16 protein-coding genes and 1 pseudogene are annotated in these 16,033 nt (G+C 71.9%); 8 read left to right on the plus strand and 9 right to left on the minus strand.

The window, feature by feature from the left end; translation table 11 throughout:
* Positions 1 to 36 precede the first annotated feature (36 nt).
* From ABZ340_RS17655 to ABZ340_RS17670, 4 genes are read right to left on the minus strand one after another with little or no spacing between them, the layout of a single operon-like run.
* Positions 37 to 1,029, minus strand: a complete 993-nt coding sequence (locus ABZ340_RS17655; protein WP_358782668.1) for a cyclase family protein — start codon at positions 1,027 to 1,029, stop codon at positions 37 to 39.
* An 8-nt stretch (positions 1,030 to 1,037) separates the two neighbouring features.
* The gene (locus tag ABZ340_RS17660; protein WP_358782669.1) at positions 1,038 to 1,976 is read right to left on the minus strand and encodes a VOC family protein; all 939 of its coding nucleotides are present in this window, start codon (positions 1,974 to 1,976) and stop codon (positions 1,038 to 1,040) included.
* Positions 1,973 to 3,025: an amidohydrolase family protein gene (locus ABZ340_RS17665; RefSeq protein ID WP_358782670.1), complete on the minus strand. Its 1,053-nt coding sequence runs from the start codon at positions 3,023 to 3,025 to the stop codon at positions 1,973 to 1,975. Before ABZ340_RS17665 ends, ABZ340_RS17660 begins: the two co-directional genes overlap by 4 nt.
* On the minus strand, positions 3,022 to 4,002 hold the full coding sequence (locus ABZ340_RS17670) for a fumarylacetoacetate hydrolase family protein (protein WP_358782671.1): 981 nt from the start codon (positions 4,000 to 4,002) through the stop codon (positions 3,022 to 3,024). Before ABZ340_RS17670 ends, ABZ340_RS17665 begins: the two co-directional genes overlap by 4 nt.
* Positions 4,003 to 4,158: 156 nt before the next feature.
* Between ABZ340_RS17670 and ABZ340_RS17675 the strand changes: the two genes are divergently transcribed.
* Together ABZ340_RS17675 and ABZ340_RS17680 are read left to right on the plus strand one after the other, a co-directional pair.
* Positions 4,159 to 5,070 carry a LysR family transcriptional regulator gene (locus ABZ340_RS17675; protein WP_358782672.1) on the plus strand — a complete coding sequence of 304 codons (912 nt, stop codon included), beginning with the start codon at positions 4,159 to 4,161 and terminating at the stop codon, positions 5,068 to 5,070.
* 312 nt (positions 5,071 to 5,382) lie between these two features.
* A complete protein-coding gene (locus tag ABZ340_RS17680) occupies positions 5,383 to 6,642 on the plus strand; it encodes an FAD-dependent monooxygenase (RefSeq protein ID WP_358782673.1) in 1,260 nt (419 codons plus the stop codon).
* Between the two features lie 71 nt (positions 6,643 to 6,713).
* Here ABZ340_RS17680 and ABZ340_RS17685 read toward each other — a convergent pair whose 3' ends face one another.
* The 4 genes from ABZ340_RS17685 to ABZ340_RS17700 are packed head-to-tail and all read right to left on the minus strand — an operon-like array spanning position 6,714 to position 9,436.
* Positions 6,714 to 7,325, minus strand: coding sequence for a TetR/AcrR family transcriptional regulator (locus ABZ340_RS17685; RefSeq protein WP_358782674.1), 612 nt, complete (start codon positions 7,323 to 7,325; stop codon positions 6,714 to 6,716).
* Between the two features lie 31 nt (positions 7,326 to 7,356).
* The gene (locus ABZ340_RS17690; RefSeq protein WP_358782675.1) at positions 7,357 to 7,932 is read right to left on the minus strand and encodes a carboxymuconolactone decarboxylase family protein; all 576 of its coding nucleotides are present in this window, start codon (positions 7,930 to 7,932) and stop codon (positions 7,357 to 7,359) included.
* Positions 7,929 to 8,603: a CoA transferase subunit B gene (locus tag ABZ340_RS17695; protein ID WP_358782676.1), complete on the minus strand. Its 675-nt coding sequence runs from the start codon at positions 8,601 to 8,603 to the stop codon at positions 7,929 to 7,931. Before ABZ340_RS17695 ends, ABZ340_RS17690 begins: the two co-directional genes overlap by 4 nt.
* Positions 8,600 to 9,436 (minus strand): CoA transferase subunit A, encoded by an 837-nt coding sequence (locus tag ABZ340_RS17700; protein WP_358782677.1) that lies wholly within the window; start codon positions 9,434 to 9,436, stop codon positions 8,600 to 8,602. The genes ABZ340_RS17695 and ABZ340_RS17700 overlap by 4 nt, the downstream gene beginning before the upstream one ends.
* Positions 9,437 to 9,616: 180 nt before the next feature.
* Between ABZ340_RS17700 and ABZ340_RS17705 the strand changes: the two genes are divergently transcribed.
* The 6 genes from ABZ340_RS17705 (at position 9,617) to ABZ340_RS17730 (ending at position 14,840) form a co-directional block, all read left to right on the plus strand.
* Complete coding sequence (locus tag ABZ340_RS17705) at positions 9,617 to 10,759, plus strand: 3-hydroxyacyl-CoA dehydrogenase NAD-binding domain-containing protein (RefSeq protein WP_358782678.1); 1,143 nt, start codon at positions 9,617 to 9,619, stop codon at positions 10,757 to 10,759.
* The gene (locus ABZ340_RS17710; protein WP_358782679.1) at positions 10,756 to 12,216 is read left to right on the plus strand and encodes an aldehyde dehydrogenase family protein; all 1,461 of its coding nucleotides are present in this window, start codon (positions 10,756 to 10,758) and stop codon (positions 12,214 to 12,216) included. Before ABZ340_RS17705 ends, ABZ340_RS17710 begins: the two co-directional genes overlap by 4 nt.
* On the plus strand, positions 12,213 to 12,713 hold the full coding sequence (locus tag ABZ340_RS17715) for a nuclear transport factor 2 family protein (RefSeq protein ID WP_358782680.1): 501 nt from the start codon (positions 12,213 to 12,215) through the stop codon (positions 12,711 to 12,713). Before ABZ340_RS17710 ends, ABZ340_RS17715 begins: the two co-directional genes overlap by 4 nt.
* A complete protein-coding gene (locus tag ABZ340_RS17720; RefSeq protein WP_358782681.1) occupies positions 12,710 to 13,483 on the plus strand; it encodes an enoyl-CoA hydratase-related protein in 774 nt (257 codons plus the stop codon). The genes ABZ340_RS17715 and ABZ340_RS17720 overlap by 4 nt, the downstream gene beginning before the upstream one ends.
* 54 nt (positions 13,484 to 13,537) lie before the next feature.
* Positions 13,538 to 13,846: an antibiotic biosynthesis monooxygenase family protein gene (locus ABZ340_RS17725; RefSeq protein WP_358782682.1), complete on the plus strand. Its 309-nt coding sequence runs from the start codon at positions 13,538 to 13,540 to the stop codon at positions 13,844 to 13,846.
* 91 nt (positions 13,847 to 13,937) lie between these two features.
* The gene (locus ABZ340_RS17730) at positions 13,938 to 14,840 is read left to right on the plus strand and encodes an alpha/beta hydrolase (protein ID WP_358782683.1); all 903 of its coding nucleotides are present in this window, start codon (positions 13,938 to 13,940) and stop codon (positions 14,838 to 14,840) included.
* Between the two features lie 80 nt (positions 14,841 to 14,920).
* Here the strand turns inward: ABZ340_RS17730 and ABZ340_RS17735 are convergent.
* Positions 14,921 to 15,971, minus strand: a pseudogene (locus ABZ340_RS17735) (MFS transporter).
* Positions 15,972 to 16,033 lie beyond the last annotated feature (62 nt).

Raw genomic sequence — 16,033 nt, forward strand, 5'->3', positions numbered from 1 at the left:
CGGAGTCGCCGCACGGCGGGACGACTCCGGTGGGGGTCATTTGACGGCGACGGGGTTCACCGGTGAACCGACGGCACCGGTGAAGGGCAGGGGCTGGGCGGCGAGCAGGAACTCGTACACGCCGTCGCCGGCGCAGTCCTCGGCCAGCGCTTCCAGGTCCCACATCTCGCCGACGAGCAGCCCGATGTGCGGCAGGGCGACCTGGTGCAGCGGCTGGAAGGAGCCGGGGAACTCGTTGGGACGCACCTCGAAGCCCCAGGTGTCGGTGGCGATGGCGGCGATCTCGGAGCCGTGCAGCCAGCCCGCCGTACCGAAGGACAGGCCCGGAGCCGGTCCGCCGGCGTATGTACCCCAGCCTTCGCCACGAGCCAACGATCGCCGTACGCGCGCGAGTTGGCCGGTACGGACCAGTACGATGTCACCCCGGCGGATCTGCGCGGTCGGCCCCTGCCGGTCGATCGTGGCGCGCAGGTCGTCGGTCGTGATGGCGTAGGCGTCGTCCAGCTCGCCGGCCTCCCCGCCGAGCGCCCGCCCGACGTCGAGCAGGACGCCGCGTCCCACCAGGGGAGCCGCCAGGTGCTCGATGCCGGTGGCGGAGTCGCCCTCACTGGTGACGGTCTCCGCGCCCTTGCGGCCGTTCCAGCCGATGCCGTGGTCGAAGACGTGGCCGAGCCCGTCCCACTGGGTGCCGCACTGCAGCGGCATGAACACCGCGTCGTCGGCGGCGCTGAGGCCGTGCGGGGTGCCCATCTGCTCGGCGGTGTCCTGCCCCGTCGACATCATGGTGTGCACCGGGTTGACCCGGCGCCGCCAGCCGTTCTGCGGGCCGTTCGCGTCCAGGGGCAGCGACAGGGAGAAGGACGTGCCCCGGCGGGCGAGCGCCGCCGCACCGCTGCGCACCTCGTCGTCGAGGAAGTTGACCGTGCCCAGGGCATCGTCCTCGCCCCAGCGATTCCAGTTGCTGTAGCGGGCGGCGGCCGTGGCGATGGCGGCCTCCGGGTCGGTCCCGTACTCGTCGAGAACGTTCACGGCCGGCCTCACACCGGGGGTGCGACGAAGCAGCCGCGGTCGACGTCGTTGAAGGACTCCTTGGCCAGCAGCTCGTTGAAGGGGTTGGCCGTGCCCCACTGGTCCTGGTTCTCCGGCTGCGACACGTCGTACTGGCTGGGGTGCCAGATGTCCTCGTCGAGCAGTTCCAGCTCGGTGGTGTACTCGACGGTGTTGCCGTGCGGGTCGAGGAAGTACGAGAAGGTGTTGTCGCCCGCCATGTGGCGTCCCGGGCCCCACACCTTGTGCACACCCGCCCGCAGCAGCCGGCCCGAGCCGCGCATGTACTCGTCCAGGCCCCGCATCTCGAACGAGATGTGGTGCAGGGAGGTGTGCGGCCCGCGGGCGATGGCGAGGCTGTGGTGCTGGGGGTTGCAGCGCATGAAGTACATCAGGGCGCCCATGTGCGGCAGGGTCAGCGCGTCCGACAGGTCGAAGTCGAGGTGCTTCTCGTACCAGGCCTTGGTGGCCTCGGGGTTCGCGGAGTTGACCACCACGTGGGAGATGCGCACGGGGATCGACTCGCGCTCCTCGATCCTGCGGTGCCTGCGCTCCGCGACCCCGGAGCTGACCTCGATGGTGCGGCCGTCGATGTCGAAGAAGCGGAAGCCGTAACCGCCACCGGCCGTCTGGAGCTCGCGCGGTTCGTGCACCAGCTGGACGCCGTCGTGCCCGAGGCGGGCCGCCAGCGCGTCGACGCCGGCCCGGTCCTTGGCGCCGTAGGCGATCAGATCGAGCCGCTTCTCCTTGTCCCGGCGCAGCCGCACGATGTACTGCTCCGGCGATCCCTCGGCGGCCAGGAAGCAGACGCCGTCGTCGTCGGCGACCGGGGTGAGTCCCCACAGGGTGGTGTAGAACTCCCGCTGCTTGTCGAAGTCGGGGACCGCGAGGTCGACGTGGCGGAGGTGGGTGATCAGGCGTTCCTTCATCGGATGCCTCCGGTGGGTTCGGACGGGAAGCCGGGCAGGGGACCCAGCAGCCGCTGCGCGTTGCCGCCGCGTACGGCGGCGACGGTGGCGGCGTCGAAGCCCGCGGCGAGCAGCCGCTCGACGGGGTTGTCGACGCCCATGTCGAAGGGGTAGTCGCTGCCGAGCGTGACCTGGGTGGGGCCCATGACGTCGACGAGGTGGCGCAGTTGGTGCGGTTCGTAGACGAGCGAGTCGACCCACATGCGGCGCAGTTGGGCGCTGGGGGGTTCGGCGGTGGTGCGCGCGTCGGGCCTGACGTGCCAGGCGTGATCGGCGCGGACCAGGTAGGAGGGGAGGTATCCGCCACCGTGGGCTGCCCAGATCCGCAGGCCGGGGCGGCGTTCGAGCAGCCCGGAGAAGGCGATGCGGGACAGGGCGAGCGCCGTCTCGACGGGGTTGCCGACGGTGTTGAACAAGTAGTAGGCGCCCAGCCGCGGGCCGAGCGAGCAGCCCCAGGGATGGATGAGGACCGCGGCCCCCAGCTCCTCGGCGGCCTGCCAGAACTCGGCCAGGCTCGGGTCGTCCAGTTCGACGCCCGGCGCCGCCGCGGTGGAGATCTGCACGCCGCGCACCCCGAAGGACGTGACTGCTTCGCGCAACTGGTCGACGGCGAGGTCAGGGTACTGGAGCGAGACGGTGCCGATGGGGACCAGCCGGTCCGGGCGCTTGGCGCAGAACTCGGCCACCGTCTCGTTGGACAGGGCGGCGATCCGCTCGGCGAGGTCCCGTTCGGCCCAGGAATGGGGCAGGGGGACGGCGCTCACCGCCTGGATGTCCACTCCGCCCCGGTCCATCGCCTCCAGACGCAGGTCCAGGTCGGTCAGGCGGGGGCCCAGCGATCCGATCTGCTCCATGTTGACGGCCATGGACGCGGGCCCCTGGGCGGCGGCGTCGATCCGGCGCTGCCGGGCCAGCCCCGGCTCGCCCTCGATCAGCGCGTCGACGGCGGGCACCCCGAGGTGGGCGTGCAGGTCGACACTGGGCACGTCCTGCGGGTGGGCGGACGTCACGACGCCGCCACACAGCGGTTGCGCTGGGCGCCGAGGCCGGTGATGGTCGCGTCCATCACGTCGCCGTCCCGCAGCAGCCGGCCGTGGACCAGGCCGTTGCCGGCCGGGCTGCCGGTGAGTACCAGGTCGCCGGGGAGCAGGGTGGCCATCTTCGAGCAGTGGGCGATGATGCGCGCCACGTCGAAGATCATGTCCTTGGCGGACTCGTTCTGCATGACCTCGCCGTTCAGCTTGAGCGTCAGCTGGAAGTCGCCAGGGTCGGGCGCCGCCGAGCGGGGCACGATCACCGGGCCGGTCGGCAGGAAGGTCGGAGCGTTCTTGCTGGCCATCCAGTCGGCGCCCAGCTCGGGCATGTCACGGCGCATGACCAGTTCCCGCAGGGTCAGGTCGTTGACGATCACCCAGCCGGCCACCGCGTCCAGCGCCTGCGAGGGATCCAGGTCGCGGACCGGGCGGCCGATGACGGCCGCCAGCTCCAGTTCCCAGTCCGGCTGCTTGCCGTACTTCGGCAGGACCACGTCGTCGTATGCCCCGCAGATGGCGCTGGGCAGGCCGGTGAACACGTACGGCGGGTGCTCCAGCCGCTCGTCCATCTGGGCCGTGGCGTCCGCGCGCACCTGCTCCGGGGTGCGCCCGTCGGACGGGTCGTGGTGCTTGACCGCCAGGTCGATGACGTGCGTGCGGTAGTTGGCGCCGGCCTGGAAGATCTGCCGGGGGACGATCGGAGCCGCCACCCGGAGCCCGTCCAGCGGGACCCACCGCTCCCCGTCCGGGGCCGTCGCGAGGGACTCCAGTACGGGGCGGACGGTGTCCCAGTCCTCCATCAGGGCCAGGACGGACGCCGGCCGGCCCGCCTTCTCCTCGGCGGACAGATCGAGGACCCGGTCGCGGCACAGCAGCCCCGGGAACGGGGACTGCCCCGCACGGGAGAAGCTGCCGAGCGCCCAGGGTCCGGCGTGGTCGATCGAGGACACCATGCACGTGCTCCTTCGCAGGCTGTTCGACCGACGCCAGGTAACGTCGGCGTGAACAGCAGCATGCGGTCCGGCCCCCGCGGCAGGCCAACAAATGATCCGTATGGTGAGCCATCCACGGGGCCGATGACCGCTGAACAACCGCCTGCGGAGGGCACGTTGGAGCTTCCGACGCTCGATCTGAACCTGATCGTCGTGCTGCACGCACTGCTCCAGGAACGCAATGTGACCCGGGCCGGGGAGCGGGTCGGGCTCAGCCAGCCGGCCACCAGCGCGGCGCTGGCACGGTTGCGGCGGCACTTCGACGACCAGCTCCTGGAGCGGGTCGGCAGCCACTACGAGCTGACGCCGCTCGCCCAGGGACTGCGGGCGGAGCTGGGGGAGACGGTGGAGCGGCTCTCGCGCCTGCTCACCGCCCAGCCCCACTTCGATCCCGCGACCACGAGCCGCCGCTTCACCGTGCAGTGCTCCGACTCGGTTCTCACCGTCCTGGGCGCGCCTCTGGTCGCCGCCCTACACGCGGCCGCGCCCGGCGCGGGCGTCGACTTCCGGCCCGTGGGCCGCAGCATGCTGAGCGATCCGCTGGCGGGCCTCGCCGACATCGACGTGCTCGTCATGGCCCGGGGCCTGCTGTCGGATCTGCCCAACCAGGACCTGTACACGGACCATTGGGTGTGCGTGGCCTGGAGGGACAACGCGACCGTCCCGGACTCCCTGACCGCCCAGGACGTGCGGGAGCGTCCCTGGGTCGTGCCGTACGGTCCCTCGCCCCAGGCGTCTCCGGCCGACGCCCATCTCGCCGCTCTGGGCCTGGAGCGGCGCGGCACCGTGACCGTGCAGAGCTTCACCGCGCTGTGCCGGCTGGTGGTGGGCAGCGACCTGCTGGCCCTGGTCCACGAGCGCGACCTGCACGCCGCGCCGGACGTGCCGCTGCGCCGCGTCGGGCTGCCGACGAAGATGCCGGCCCTCAGCCAGGCCGCCTGGTGGCACCCGCGGCGGCAGCTGGACCCCGGACACCGCTGGCTGCTCGGCCTGCTCTCCGACACGGCGGCGGAGCTGCCTCCCTTGTGATCACGGGCGGTGCCGCCCGTGACGACAACCCGTGTCCGCCGTGTAGCCGCGCCGACCGACTCCCGGAAAACACCGCCGCCTTCATTGACACTGCCTGGTCCGGTGGCTGATGCTCTGCATACCGTAGTGGCGACTACGTTTTGGTGGTCCGATCCAGGATGCGTCCGTCACTGCGCAGAACCGTCCGGGCAGCGCTCACCAGACTTCGTTCCGCCTGAGCCCGCCCTCTTCCGGCTCCTCGGTCACGCGGGCCACCGCACATTCCCGAGCCGCAGCCGGCGCCCCTGTCACGCGCTACGGAGGACCCGCACCATGAGCACCCGCACCGTCAAACCGGGCCGCGTCGCCGTCATAGGCGCCGGTCCGGCGGGCATGGCCACCGCCCTGTCCGTTCACCAGGCAGGCCACGAGGTCGCCCTGTTCGAGCGCTATCCGCAGGCCCGGCCGGCCGGCAACATCCTCAACCTCTGGCCGGCGCCCATCAAGGCACTCGGGCTGCTGGGCGTGGACACCGATGACCTGGGCGCACCGTGCAAGACGGTGTTCCGCAACGTCCAGGGGCGGCAGCGCGTCGTCGTGAACCTGCCCGAGGACATCATCCGCGACTACGGCGGCGGCTTCATCGGCCTGCTCCGCCCCGAACTGTACGAGCGGATGCTGGCCGCTCTGCCCGAGGGCGTCCTGCGCACCGACCACAGCGTGCAGCGCGTCGAGCAGGACGAGTCCGGAGTACGGCTGCACTTCGCCGACGGCTCGGTCCACGAGGCGGACGTCGTCGTGGGAGCGGACGGCATCAACTCGCTCGTACGCCGCACTCTCTGGGGCGAGAGCCCGATCCGGCAGCACAACCTCCACATCTTCGGCGGCTTCATCCTCGACGACGACATAGCCGCTGAGCCCGGCCTGTGCCTGATCGCCCATGACCGGTCGGTCCAGGCGAGCGTGACGGAGATCCGGCACCAGGGGCGCTCCGGCTTCCAGTGGTGGCTGCTCGAAGCCCATGACGCGCGCGAGCCGTACACCGGGGACCTCCACGCCCGCGCCACGGAACTGGCCGGCCGCTTCAAGTCCCCCGTCCCGGACCTGGTGGCCGCCACCGACCCGGCGCACGTGCAGCACTGGCCGATCCGCGACCGCAAGCCGATCAAGCAGTGGTCCAAGGGCCGCGCCACCCTCGTGGGCGACGCCGCGCACCCCACCTCCCCCTACGCCGCGTACGGGGCCGGGATGGCGACCGAGGACGGCTATTTCCTCGGCCGCCGGCTGGCCGGTGTGGACCTGACCGACTACGCGCAGGTGCGCCGGGCGCTGCAGGCGTTCGAGACGCCGCGCAAGCCGCACACCGCACGCCAGTCGCAGACCGCGTACGTCCTCGGCCAGGTCTTCCACCACGCGCCGAAGCCGCTGCGGCCGGTCCGGGACGCGATCCTCGACCACACGCCGCTGCTCCAGAAGGTGGTCGGCGAGGCGACACCGGGGGAGATCATCAAGCAGATCGCCGAGATCGACCAGGCGGAGGCGGCGTTCGACGCGATCTCCGGCACCCGCAAGAAGGCCGATCCGGCGGCCTGACACCCGCCGCCGGCCGCGGGCCCCCAGACGCCCGGCCGCGCCCTGCGAAGGGACGCGCGGCCGGGCGGTGGTCATGCTCCGGTGCCGATGCCGCCGAGCAGCGTGTCGTGGAAGTACCGGGCCACCTCGGCCGCCGAGCGTCCGCCGCCGGGCCGGAACCACTGGTAGGCCCAGTTGCACATGCCCAGGATCGCCATCGTGGTCATGCGGGGGTCGGGGATGCGGAACTGCCCGGCGGCGACGCCTTGTTCGAGAACGTCCAGCAGCATGCCCTCGTACCGGTCGCGCTTTTCGGCGACCTCCGCGCGGACCGGCTCGGGCAGCTCGCGGTAGTGCTCGAAGAACACGCGCAGGTGGCCGGGGTGGGTCTCCATCAGGGACACCAGGTCCGTCATGACGGCCAGCAGCAGACCGCGCGGGTCGAGCGAACCCTCGTCGAGGCGGCGCTGCTGCGCGTCGATGATCAGGTCGATCATCTCCTGGTGCATCTGCACCAGGAGCGCGTCCTTGCTGGGGAAGTAGTAGTACAGCGACGCCTTGCGGATGCCGACGTGCTGGGCGATGGTCTCCATCGACGTCTCCGCGTAACCGCGGGTGTCGAACAGCCCGGCCGCGACCTTCATGATCTGCGCCTTGCGCTGCTCGCCCGGCATGCGCGTGCCGTCGCTCCGTGCGTCCGCCACCACTGAACTCCCGTTTCCGTCGTCTGCCCGCTCAATCTATGTCACGCGCCGCTCCGTCCTCCGGGCGCGGCATGCGGGGCGTGCCGGTCGGCGGGCGCAGCCCCAGGGCGTTCGTCAGACAGGCCACCTTGTGGTACTGCGTGACGACGAGCAGCAACTCGACGATCTCCTGCGCGGTGTATGCCTGGGAGAGCGCCGCCCACAGGGCGTCGGAGACGGTGGACGCGTCGTGGATCTCGTCGGCGAGCCGGATCACCAGGGCGTCGCGTGACGGCCACGGGAAGGCGCCCCGCAGCGTTGCCGTCGCCTCGATCTCGGCCTCGCCCAGACCGGCCTCGGCGGCGAACATCCGCACGTGGACGGCCCATTCCGTCTCCGCTCCGGCCCGGGCGCACACCCGCAGTACGGCGATCTCCCGCGTGCGCGCGTCGAGCGCGGGGGCGCCGAGGCAGGCGGCGGTGGCCCGCCGCAGGTCGTCCAGGGCGGCGCGGCTGTGGGCCAGCGCTTCGAACAGGGGGAGCGGGCGTCCGTCGGGGAGACGGTAGGGACCGAGCAGCCGGCGGATCTCCGGATCGTCCGGCACGGGGTCGGTGAGGCGTCCGGTCATGCGAGGGCCGCCCGCCCCAGGTCCATCTCCGTCACGTCGTCCGGGACCCGCACCGGGCAGGCGGTCTTCTCCTGGACGTCCGCCGGGGTGACGCCCGGGGCGGTCTCGCGGAGCACCAGCCCGTCGTCGGTCACGTCGAACACGGCCAGGTCGGTGATCACCCGGTGCACGACGCCCGCGCCCGTGAGCGGCAGGGTGCAACGGTCGAGGATCTTGGGCTCGCCCTTGCGGGTGAGGTGTTCCATGGTCACGATCACCCGGCGGGCGCCGTGCACCAGGTCCATCGCCCCGCCCATGCCCTTGACCATCGCCCCGGGCACGGCCCAGCTCGCCAGGTCCCCGGCCGCCGAGACCTGCATGGCACCCAGCACGGCCACGTCGACGTGGCCGCCGCGGATCATGGAGAAGGAGGCGGCGGAGTCGAAGAACGACGCGCCCGGCAGCACCGTGACGGTCTCCTTGCCGGCGTTGATCAGATCGGGGTCGGCCTCTCCCGGCAGCGGGTAGTCGCCGGTGCCGAGGATGCCGTTCTCGCTGTGCAGCCGGACACGGACCTTCGGCGGGAGCACGCCGGGGACGAGCGTGGGCAGGCCGATGCCCAGGTTGACGTACTGGCCGGTCCGCAGCTCCAGGGCGGCGCGCCGGGCGATCTGCTCTCGGGTCAGGCTCATCGGGTCGTCTCCTCCTGTGCGGCCGGGCGGCGTTCGGTCAGCTTCTCGATGCGCTTCTCGGCTCCCGGGCCGTCGGGTCCGACCGGCACGACGCGCTGCACGAAGATGCCGGGCAGGTGCACCTCGTCGGGGTCCAGTTCGCCGGGCGCGTACAGCTCCTCCACCTCCGCGACGGTGACGCGTCCCGCCATGGCGCACAGGGGGTTGAAGTTGCGGGCCGCGCGACGGAAGACGAGGTTGCCGTCCGTGTCGCCCTTCCAGGCGCGGACGAGCCCGAAGTCCGCCTGGGTGGCGCGCTCCAGGATGTAGGTGCGGCCGTCGAAGACCTCCGTGCGCCGGGGCGGCGAGGCCAGCGCGACGGAGCCGTCGGACGCGTACCGCCAGGGCAGCCCGCCCTCGGCGATCTGGGTGCCCACTCCGGCCGGCGTGAAGAAGGCGGGGATGCCCGAGCCGGCCGCCCGCAGCCGCTCCGCGAGGGTGCCCTGCGGGATCAGCTCCACCTCCAGCTCGCCCGACAGATAGCGGCGGGCGAACTCCTTGTTGTCCCCGACGTAGGACGCGGTGACCCGGTCGATCTGCCCCGACTCCAGTAGGAGGCCCAGCCCCCAGCCGTCGACACCGCAGTTGTTGGACACCACGTGCAGTCCGCGCGGGCCCGCCGTGCGGAGCGCGTCGATCAGCAGGCTGGGAATGCCGCACGAGCCGAAGCCGCCGACGGCGAGGGTGGCCCCGTCGGGGATGTCGGCGACCGCCTCCACGGGGTCGGAGACCACCTTGCTCAAGGTGGCGTCGTCCGTCGTGGGCGCGCTGTTCTGGAGGGGATCCACTGGCATGAGGGTCCGTCCTTCCGGTCCTGAACGGTTGTCGGCGGGTGTGGTGCGTCGAGCACGGTGAGCGGCCCGCGGCGCAGTCGGCCCGGCGCTGCGCCGGTGCCCGGCCGTGGCCCGGAGCCGGGCTGTTGACACTGCGGCGTACCGCACTCTACGTTACCTACCGTCCGGAAGGTAGATGACATGAGCCAGGAATCGGCGCCCACCGAGGCGCCCTCCGCCGCCGCCCTGAACCTGGTGAGCGGACTTCTCGCAGACGCGACCGCCATGGCCCGCTCGGGCCTCGCCTCTCCCGCCGACATCGACACCGCCATGCGGCTCGGGGCCGGCCACCCCGTCGGGCCCCTCGCCTTCCTGAACGGCCTGGACCCGCGGACCCGCGCACGCCACGGCCTCGCCGAACCGCCGCCCGCGGACACCGGGAGCGACCGGAGCGACCGGGTGCACGACGAGGGGGCCTGGGACCACCCCGTGGGCATCGCCGGCACCGGCACCATGGCCTCGGGGATCACCGAGGCCCTGCTGCGTGCCGGCGTCCCCACCGTCGTCCTGGCCCGTTCCCACGCCTCCGCCGAGCGGCTGCGCGCGGGGGTCGCCGTGAGCATGGACGGAGCCGTCGCCAAGGGCCGGCTCGCCGCGTCCGACCGGGACCGCGCCCTCTCCCTCCTCGAAGCGACCACCCGCCCCGACGACCTGGCCGGCTGCGGTCACGTCATCGAGGCCGTCGCCGAACACCGTGACACCAAGAGGGAGTTGCTGGCGCGGCTCGACGCCACGCTGCCCGAATCGACCGTCCTGGCCACCAACACCTCGTCCCTCACCGTCGGGGAGATCCGCGCGGACCTCCCCGAGCGGCGCACCGTCATCGCGCTGCACTTCTTCAACCCGGCCAAGGCGATGAAACTGGTCGAGGTCGTCGGCGCCGTACAGGACGCGGCCGTCCTCGACACGGCCTGCGCCTGGGTGCGCCGCATCGGAAAGGTGCCGGTGCGCTGCGGGGACGAGCGCGGCTTCGTCGTCAACCGTCTGCTGATCCCCTACCTGAACGACGCTGTACGGGCTCTCGACTCCGGCGCCTTCATGGTCGCCGAGGCCGACGCGCTGATGCGTCAGGCCCTCGGACACCCCATGGGCCCCTTCGAGCTGATCGACCTCATCGGCACCGATGTCACCGCCGCGGCCCAGACCATGCTGTACGAGGCGTCGGGCGACCCCCGGCTCAAGCCGGCCGACGGCCTGCTGAGGCTGGTCGCCGATGGACGCCTCGGCCGCAAGAGCGGCAGCGGATTCCACGACCACACCCCCTCCTCCCGGAGCACGGCATGAGCACCCGCCCCACCCCCGACCCCTCCCTCACCGAGCGCAGCGCCCTGTACATCGACGGAGACTGGCGATTCCCGGCCGGTGCGGCCACCGACGTGGTCGTCAACGCCGCCGACGGCACCGAACTCGGCATCGTGCCCCGCGGCACGGCCGCCGACGTGGACACCGCGGTCTCGGCGGCCCGCACGGCCACCGACGCCTGGGCCTCCTCCACGCCGGCCGAACGCGCCGAGGCGCTGCGCGCGCTGAGCGCGGGTCTCACCGAGCGGCAGGACGCGATCGCCCAGGTGATCGGCCTGGAGGTCGGCACCCCGCTGAAGATCTCCCAGCGGGTCCAGGTCGGACTGCCCTCCGCCGTACTCGACGCCTTCGCGGACACGGTCTCCTCCTACGCGTGGGAGCACCAGGTCGGCCATTCGCTCGTCGTCCGTGAGGCGGCGGGCGTGGTCGGCGCGATCACGCCGTGGAACTACCCCCTGCACCAGCTGGTCGCCAAGGTCGGCGGCGCCCTGGCCGCGGGCTGCGCGATCGTCGCGAAGCCGGCCGGGGTGGCCCCCTTGTCCGCCTTCGCGTTCGCCGACGTCTTCGCCGAGGTCTCGACGCGTCTCGGCCTGCCCGCCGGGCTGTTCAACCTGGTGTCCGGACCGGGCTCCGAGGTCGGCGAGGCGATCGCCGGGCACCCGGGCGTGGACGTCGTCTCCTTCACCGGGTCCACCGAGGCCGGCGCGAAGGTCATGCGCACCGCCGCCGCGAACATCACGCGCGTCTCGCTCGAACTCGGCGGCAAGTCCGCCAACGTCATCCTCCCGGACGCGGACCTGGGCCGCGCCGTGAAGACGGGCGTGAACAACGCCTTCCTCAACTCCGGCCAGACCTGCTCGGCCTGGACCCGCATGCTGGTACCCCGCGAGAAGCAGGACGAGGTCGTCGAACTCGCCCGCGCCGCCGCCGAGCGGCTCACCCTCGGCCACCCCCTGGACCCGGCCACCCGGCTCGGCCCGCTCGCCTCCGCCCAGCAGCAGCAGACCGTGCGCGACTACATCAGGCTGGGCCAGAGCGAGGGCGCCAAGCTCGTCATCGGCGGTCCGGAGAGCCCGGAGGGCCTCGGCGAGGGCTTCTACGTGCGCCCCACGATCTTCGCCGACGTCGACCCCTCCTCCAGGATCGCCCAGGAGGAGATCTTCGGCCCGGTGCTCGTCGTGATCCCCTTCGACAGCGAGGACGAGGCCGTGGCCATCGCCAACGACAGCCCCTACGGACTGGCCGGCGGCGTGTGGAGCGCTGACGAGGACCGGGCCCTGGCCGTGGCCCGCCGTATCCGCACCGGACAGGTCGACATCAACGGCGCGGCCTTCAACCCGGCCGCCCCCTTCGGCGGTTACAAGAAGTCGGGCCTGGGCCGGGAGTTCGGCACCCACGGCATCGACGAGTTCACCGAGACCAAGGCGATCCAGCGATGACCGCGCCCGCACCGCAGGCCACCGGCCACCTGCACACCATCAGCCGCTACTACGACGGGTGCAGCTCCGGCGACGTCGGCCTGATGCGCACCACCCTGGCCGACGACGTCGTCCACTTCTTCCTCGCCCCCAACCCCGGCTCGAAGCCCGTGCGCGGCGGTGAGCACCTGGCCCGCTACTGGCGCAAGGTGCACGGGATGATCGACGCCGTCTGGATCGTGGACCACATCCTCGACGGGGACGCCGAAGCCGTCATCGAGTGGACGATGTTCTGGACCCCGTCCGGCACCGGGCGGCGCGTGGCCACGCGTGGCGCGGAGTGGTTCACGTTCGGCGAGGACGGCCGGATCACCGAGATCCGCTCGTACTACCGCCAGGAGACCGACCGGGACACCGAACTGGACGGCTTCCCGTACGCCGATCGCGGCTACTCCCGCCACGGTGCCGAGCACAGTGCGCGGCACCCCGGAACGACCGCCGAGGAGGCCCGGCGATGAGCACGGTGAACACGGTCCGCAAGGGACCGGTCGAGTGGATCGTCCTCGACCGCCCGGACCGGCTGAACGCCCTGGACGAGCCCACCCGCCGCGCCCTGCTGGCCGCCCTGCTCGGAGCGGAGGAGGACCCGGAGGTCCGGTGTGTCGTCCTCACGGGCTCGGGCCGCGCCTTCTGCGTCGGCCAGGACCTCGCCGCACGCCACGAACTGGACGATGCCGGGGCGACCGTACGGGACACGTACAACTCCCTTGTGACGGTGATCTCCACCATGGACACGCCCGTCGTCGCGGCGGTCAACGGCCTCGCAGTCGGCGCGGGCATGGGTCTGGCCCTGGTCTGCGACCTGGTGATCGCCGCCGAGGAGGCGAGCTTCGCCTGCTCCTTCGGCAAGGTCGGACTCGTTCCCGACACCGGTGTGTCCAGCGTGCTGGTCGGCGCCCTCGGACACGCCCGTGCCTTCGATCTCGCGGTCACGGGCCGGTCGCTGCGCGCGACCGAGGCGCACGGACTCGGCCTGGTCAACGCCGTCGTCCCGGCCGGTGACCTGGAGAGGGAAGCGCAGGCCCGGGCCGACGCGCTCGCGGCCGGGCCCGCCACCGCGCTGGCCCTCACCAAGCGGATCTTCCGGCTGGCCGCGCACGCCCCGCTCGCCGAGGTGATCGCCGCCGAGGCCGACGCGCAGGGGGTCGCGGCCCGAAGCCCCGAGCACGCCGAAGGGGTGGCGGCCTTCACCGAGAAACGGACTCCCCGCTTCACCACCGCACGCTGAACGACGCCCGAACCGCACGCGCGGTCCCTTCCTCGCGCACCAGGAGCAGCCCACATGGTCATCGAGCACGCGGAACTCACCATCGTCCCGGGTCGCGAGGCCGCCTTCGAGAAGGCGTTCACCCGCGGGCACCAGGCGATCGCCAAGGCACCCGGGTACCAGTGGGCCCGGCTCGTCAGGCAGGTGGAGAAACCGAGCACCTACCTGCTCCTGGTCGGTTGGGAGACCATCGAGGCCCACACCGTCGAGTTCCGCGAATCCGGCCTCTTCGCACAGTGGCGCGAAGCGGTGGCGGAACACTTTGCCGCGCCTCCCAGCGTCACGCACTATGAAAACTCATGGGAAACCGGTCTGCCCACGTGACCTGTGGTGACGACCGGGTCGTGGTCCGGGCAGCCCTCGGAAGTCCGTAGGACCGCGGGCTTCCGTACCCTCCCCTCTCTGGAGCGACGCCATGTCCGTCTGGCACAACCTGATCGCCCGCGCCATGCAGCTTGTCGCCGGCCGGTTCGCAGGCCCCATCCCCGAACTCCGGTTCACCGACCTGCCCGGACACACGCGCACGCTCACCGTCCCCACCGACTCGGGCTCCGTGCCCTGCACCGTCTATGAGCCCCGGCCGGAGCCCGGAAGCCAGCCGCCGCCGGTCTTCCTGAACCTCCACGGCGGCGGTTTCGTCATGCGTCACCCCGAGCAGGACGATCACATCTGCCGTTACCTGGCGGCGAACGCCGGCTGCGTGGTCGTGAACCCCGACTACGACACCGCCCCCCAGCACCCCTTCCCCACCGCCCCGCGGCAGGCGTACGGGGTGTGGCAGTGGCTCGTCGCCAATGCTGTCGCGCAGGGCTGGGACGGGACACGGATGGCCGTCGGCGGGCACAGCGCCGGCGGATCTCTCGCCGCGGGCGTCGCCCGCCAGGCCCGTGACAACGGCACGGTCGCCCCGCTCCTCCAGATCCTCGACTATCCCTCGACCGACCTGGCCAAGGACCCCGCCACGAAGCGGGCCCGCACCGACAAACCCATGATCAGCGCACGCCAAGCCGCGCTCTTCAACAACGTCTACGTGCCCCGCACTGCCGATCGCCTGGACCCGCTCGCCTCCCCGGCCCTCGCCGACGACCTCGAAGGACTCGCACCCGCCCTCGTCATCACCGCCGAATACGACTCGCTGCGCGACGAGGCCGACGACTACGCACGGGCGCTGGCCGCCGCGGGAGTCCCCGTGACCCACCGGGTCATGGAGGGCGTCGATCACATCTTCACCCACCACGGCCCGGCGGACGCGGCCAAGGAGGCCCTCGAGCTCATGGCCCGGTCATTGCGGACCGTCTTCTCCGACCAGCACCGCTGAGCACAGGGCTACGTCGGTACGGGCAGATGGGCGGGCGACCACTTTCGTCCGTGGTGCCGGTTCCGCCGGCGGCCGTCTCGTCACGAGCGAGCACCGTTCGGGACCGAGGAGGGCGTCTGGGACGCCGAGGGGTCGAGCGCGTCATGGTGGGTTTCCCGCATGCGCCACACGGTGACGGCCGTGATGGTGGCACCGGCGCGCAGGAGCAGCGAGAGGGGAGTGCTGCCACCGCCGTACGAGGCGAGGAGGCTGCTCGCGATCAGCGGGGAGAAGCCGGCGCCGACCAGGGTGGCCGCCTGGTAGCCGAGGGAGGCGCCGGTGTAGCGGACCTTCGTGCCGAACAGTTCGGTGATCAGCGCGCCGAGCGGGCCGTACATCGTGGACTGCGCGACTCCGTGCCCCAGGGCGACGCGCCGATGCCGACGCAAGCGGCGAGCAGCATGGGCTTCGGTCGCCGCAGTATCTCAACGACGGGCGGTCGGTTCGCCGGTTCCCGCTTCATCTGGGCGAACAGCGGGCTTCGGCGACCTTGAGGCGAACGAACAGGCCGACGGCCGGCAGGACGACGCTGAGCAGGAAGGGCACCCGCCAGCCCCAGGAACGGAAGTCGTCGTCGGGCAGGGTGGAGACGAGGGTGACCACGCTGGCCGAGAGCATCGAACCGAGTGGTGCGCCGAGCTGGGTGAAGCTGGACCACAGTCCGCGTCGGGAGCCCTGGGTGCGTTCGGCGTGTTCGACGACCATCAGGGTCGCGCCGCCCCACTCGCCGCCGATGGCGAGGCCCTGCACCACGCGAAGGGTGACCAGCAGCACCGGTGCTCAGACGCTGATGGCGTCGTAGGTCGGCAGTAGGCCGATGAGGAAGCTGCCGGCGCCCATCAGGAGCATGGTCAGCAGCATCATGGCCTTGCGGCCGATCCGGTCGCCGAAGTGGCCGAAGAGGATGCCGCCCAGTGGCCGGGCCACGTATCCGGCGGCGAAGGTGCCGAAGGCGGCGATGGTGCCGACCGCGGGGTCGGCACCGGGGAAGAACAGGTCGCCGAAGACGAGGGCGGCGACGTTGCCGTAGACGAGGAAGTCGTAGAACTCGACGGTGGTGCCGAGGAGGCCGGACAGTGCAACGCGTCGCAGTTGCTCTGGCTGCGGGGCGGTTCGGTGAGTGGACGTAGGGGATGGCTGCGCGGGGAGATCCC

The organism is Streptomyces sp. NPDC006134, assembly GCF_040628835.1.
GTDB lineage: Bacteria > Actinomycetota > Actinomycetes > Streptomycetales > Streptomycetaceae > Streptomyces.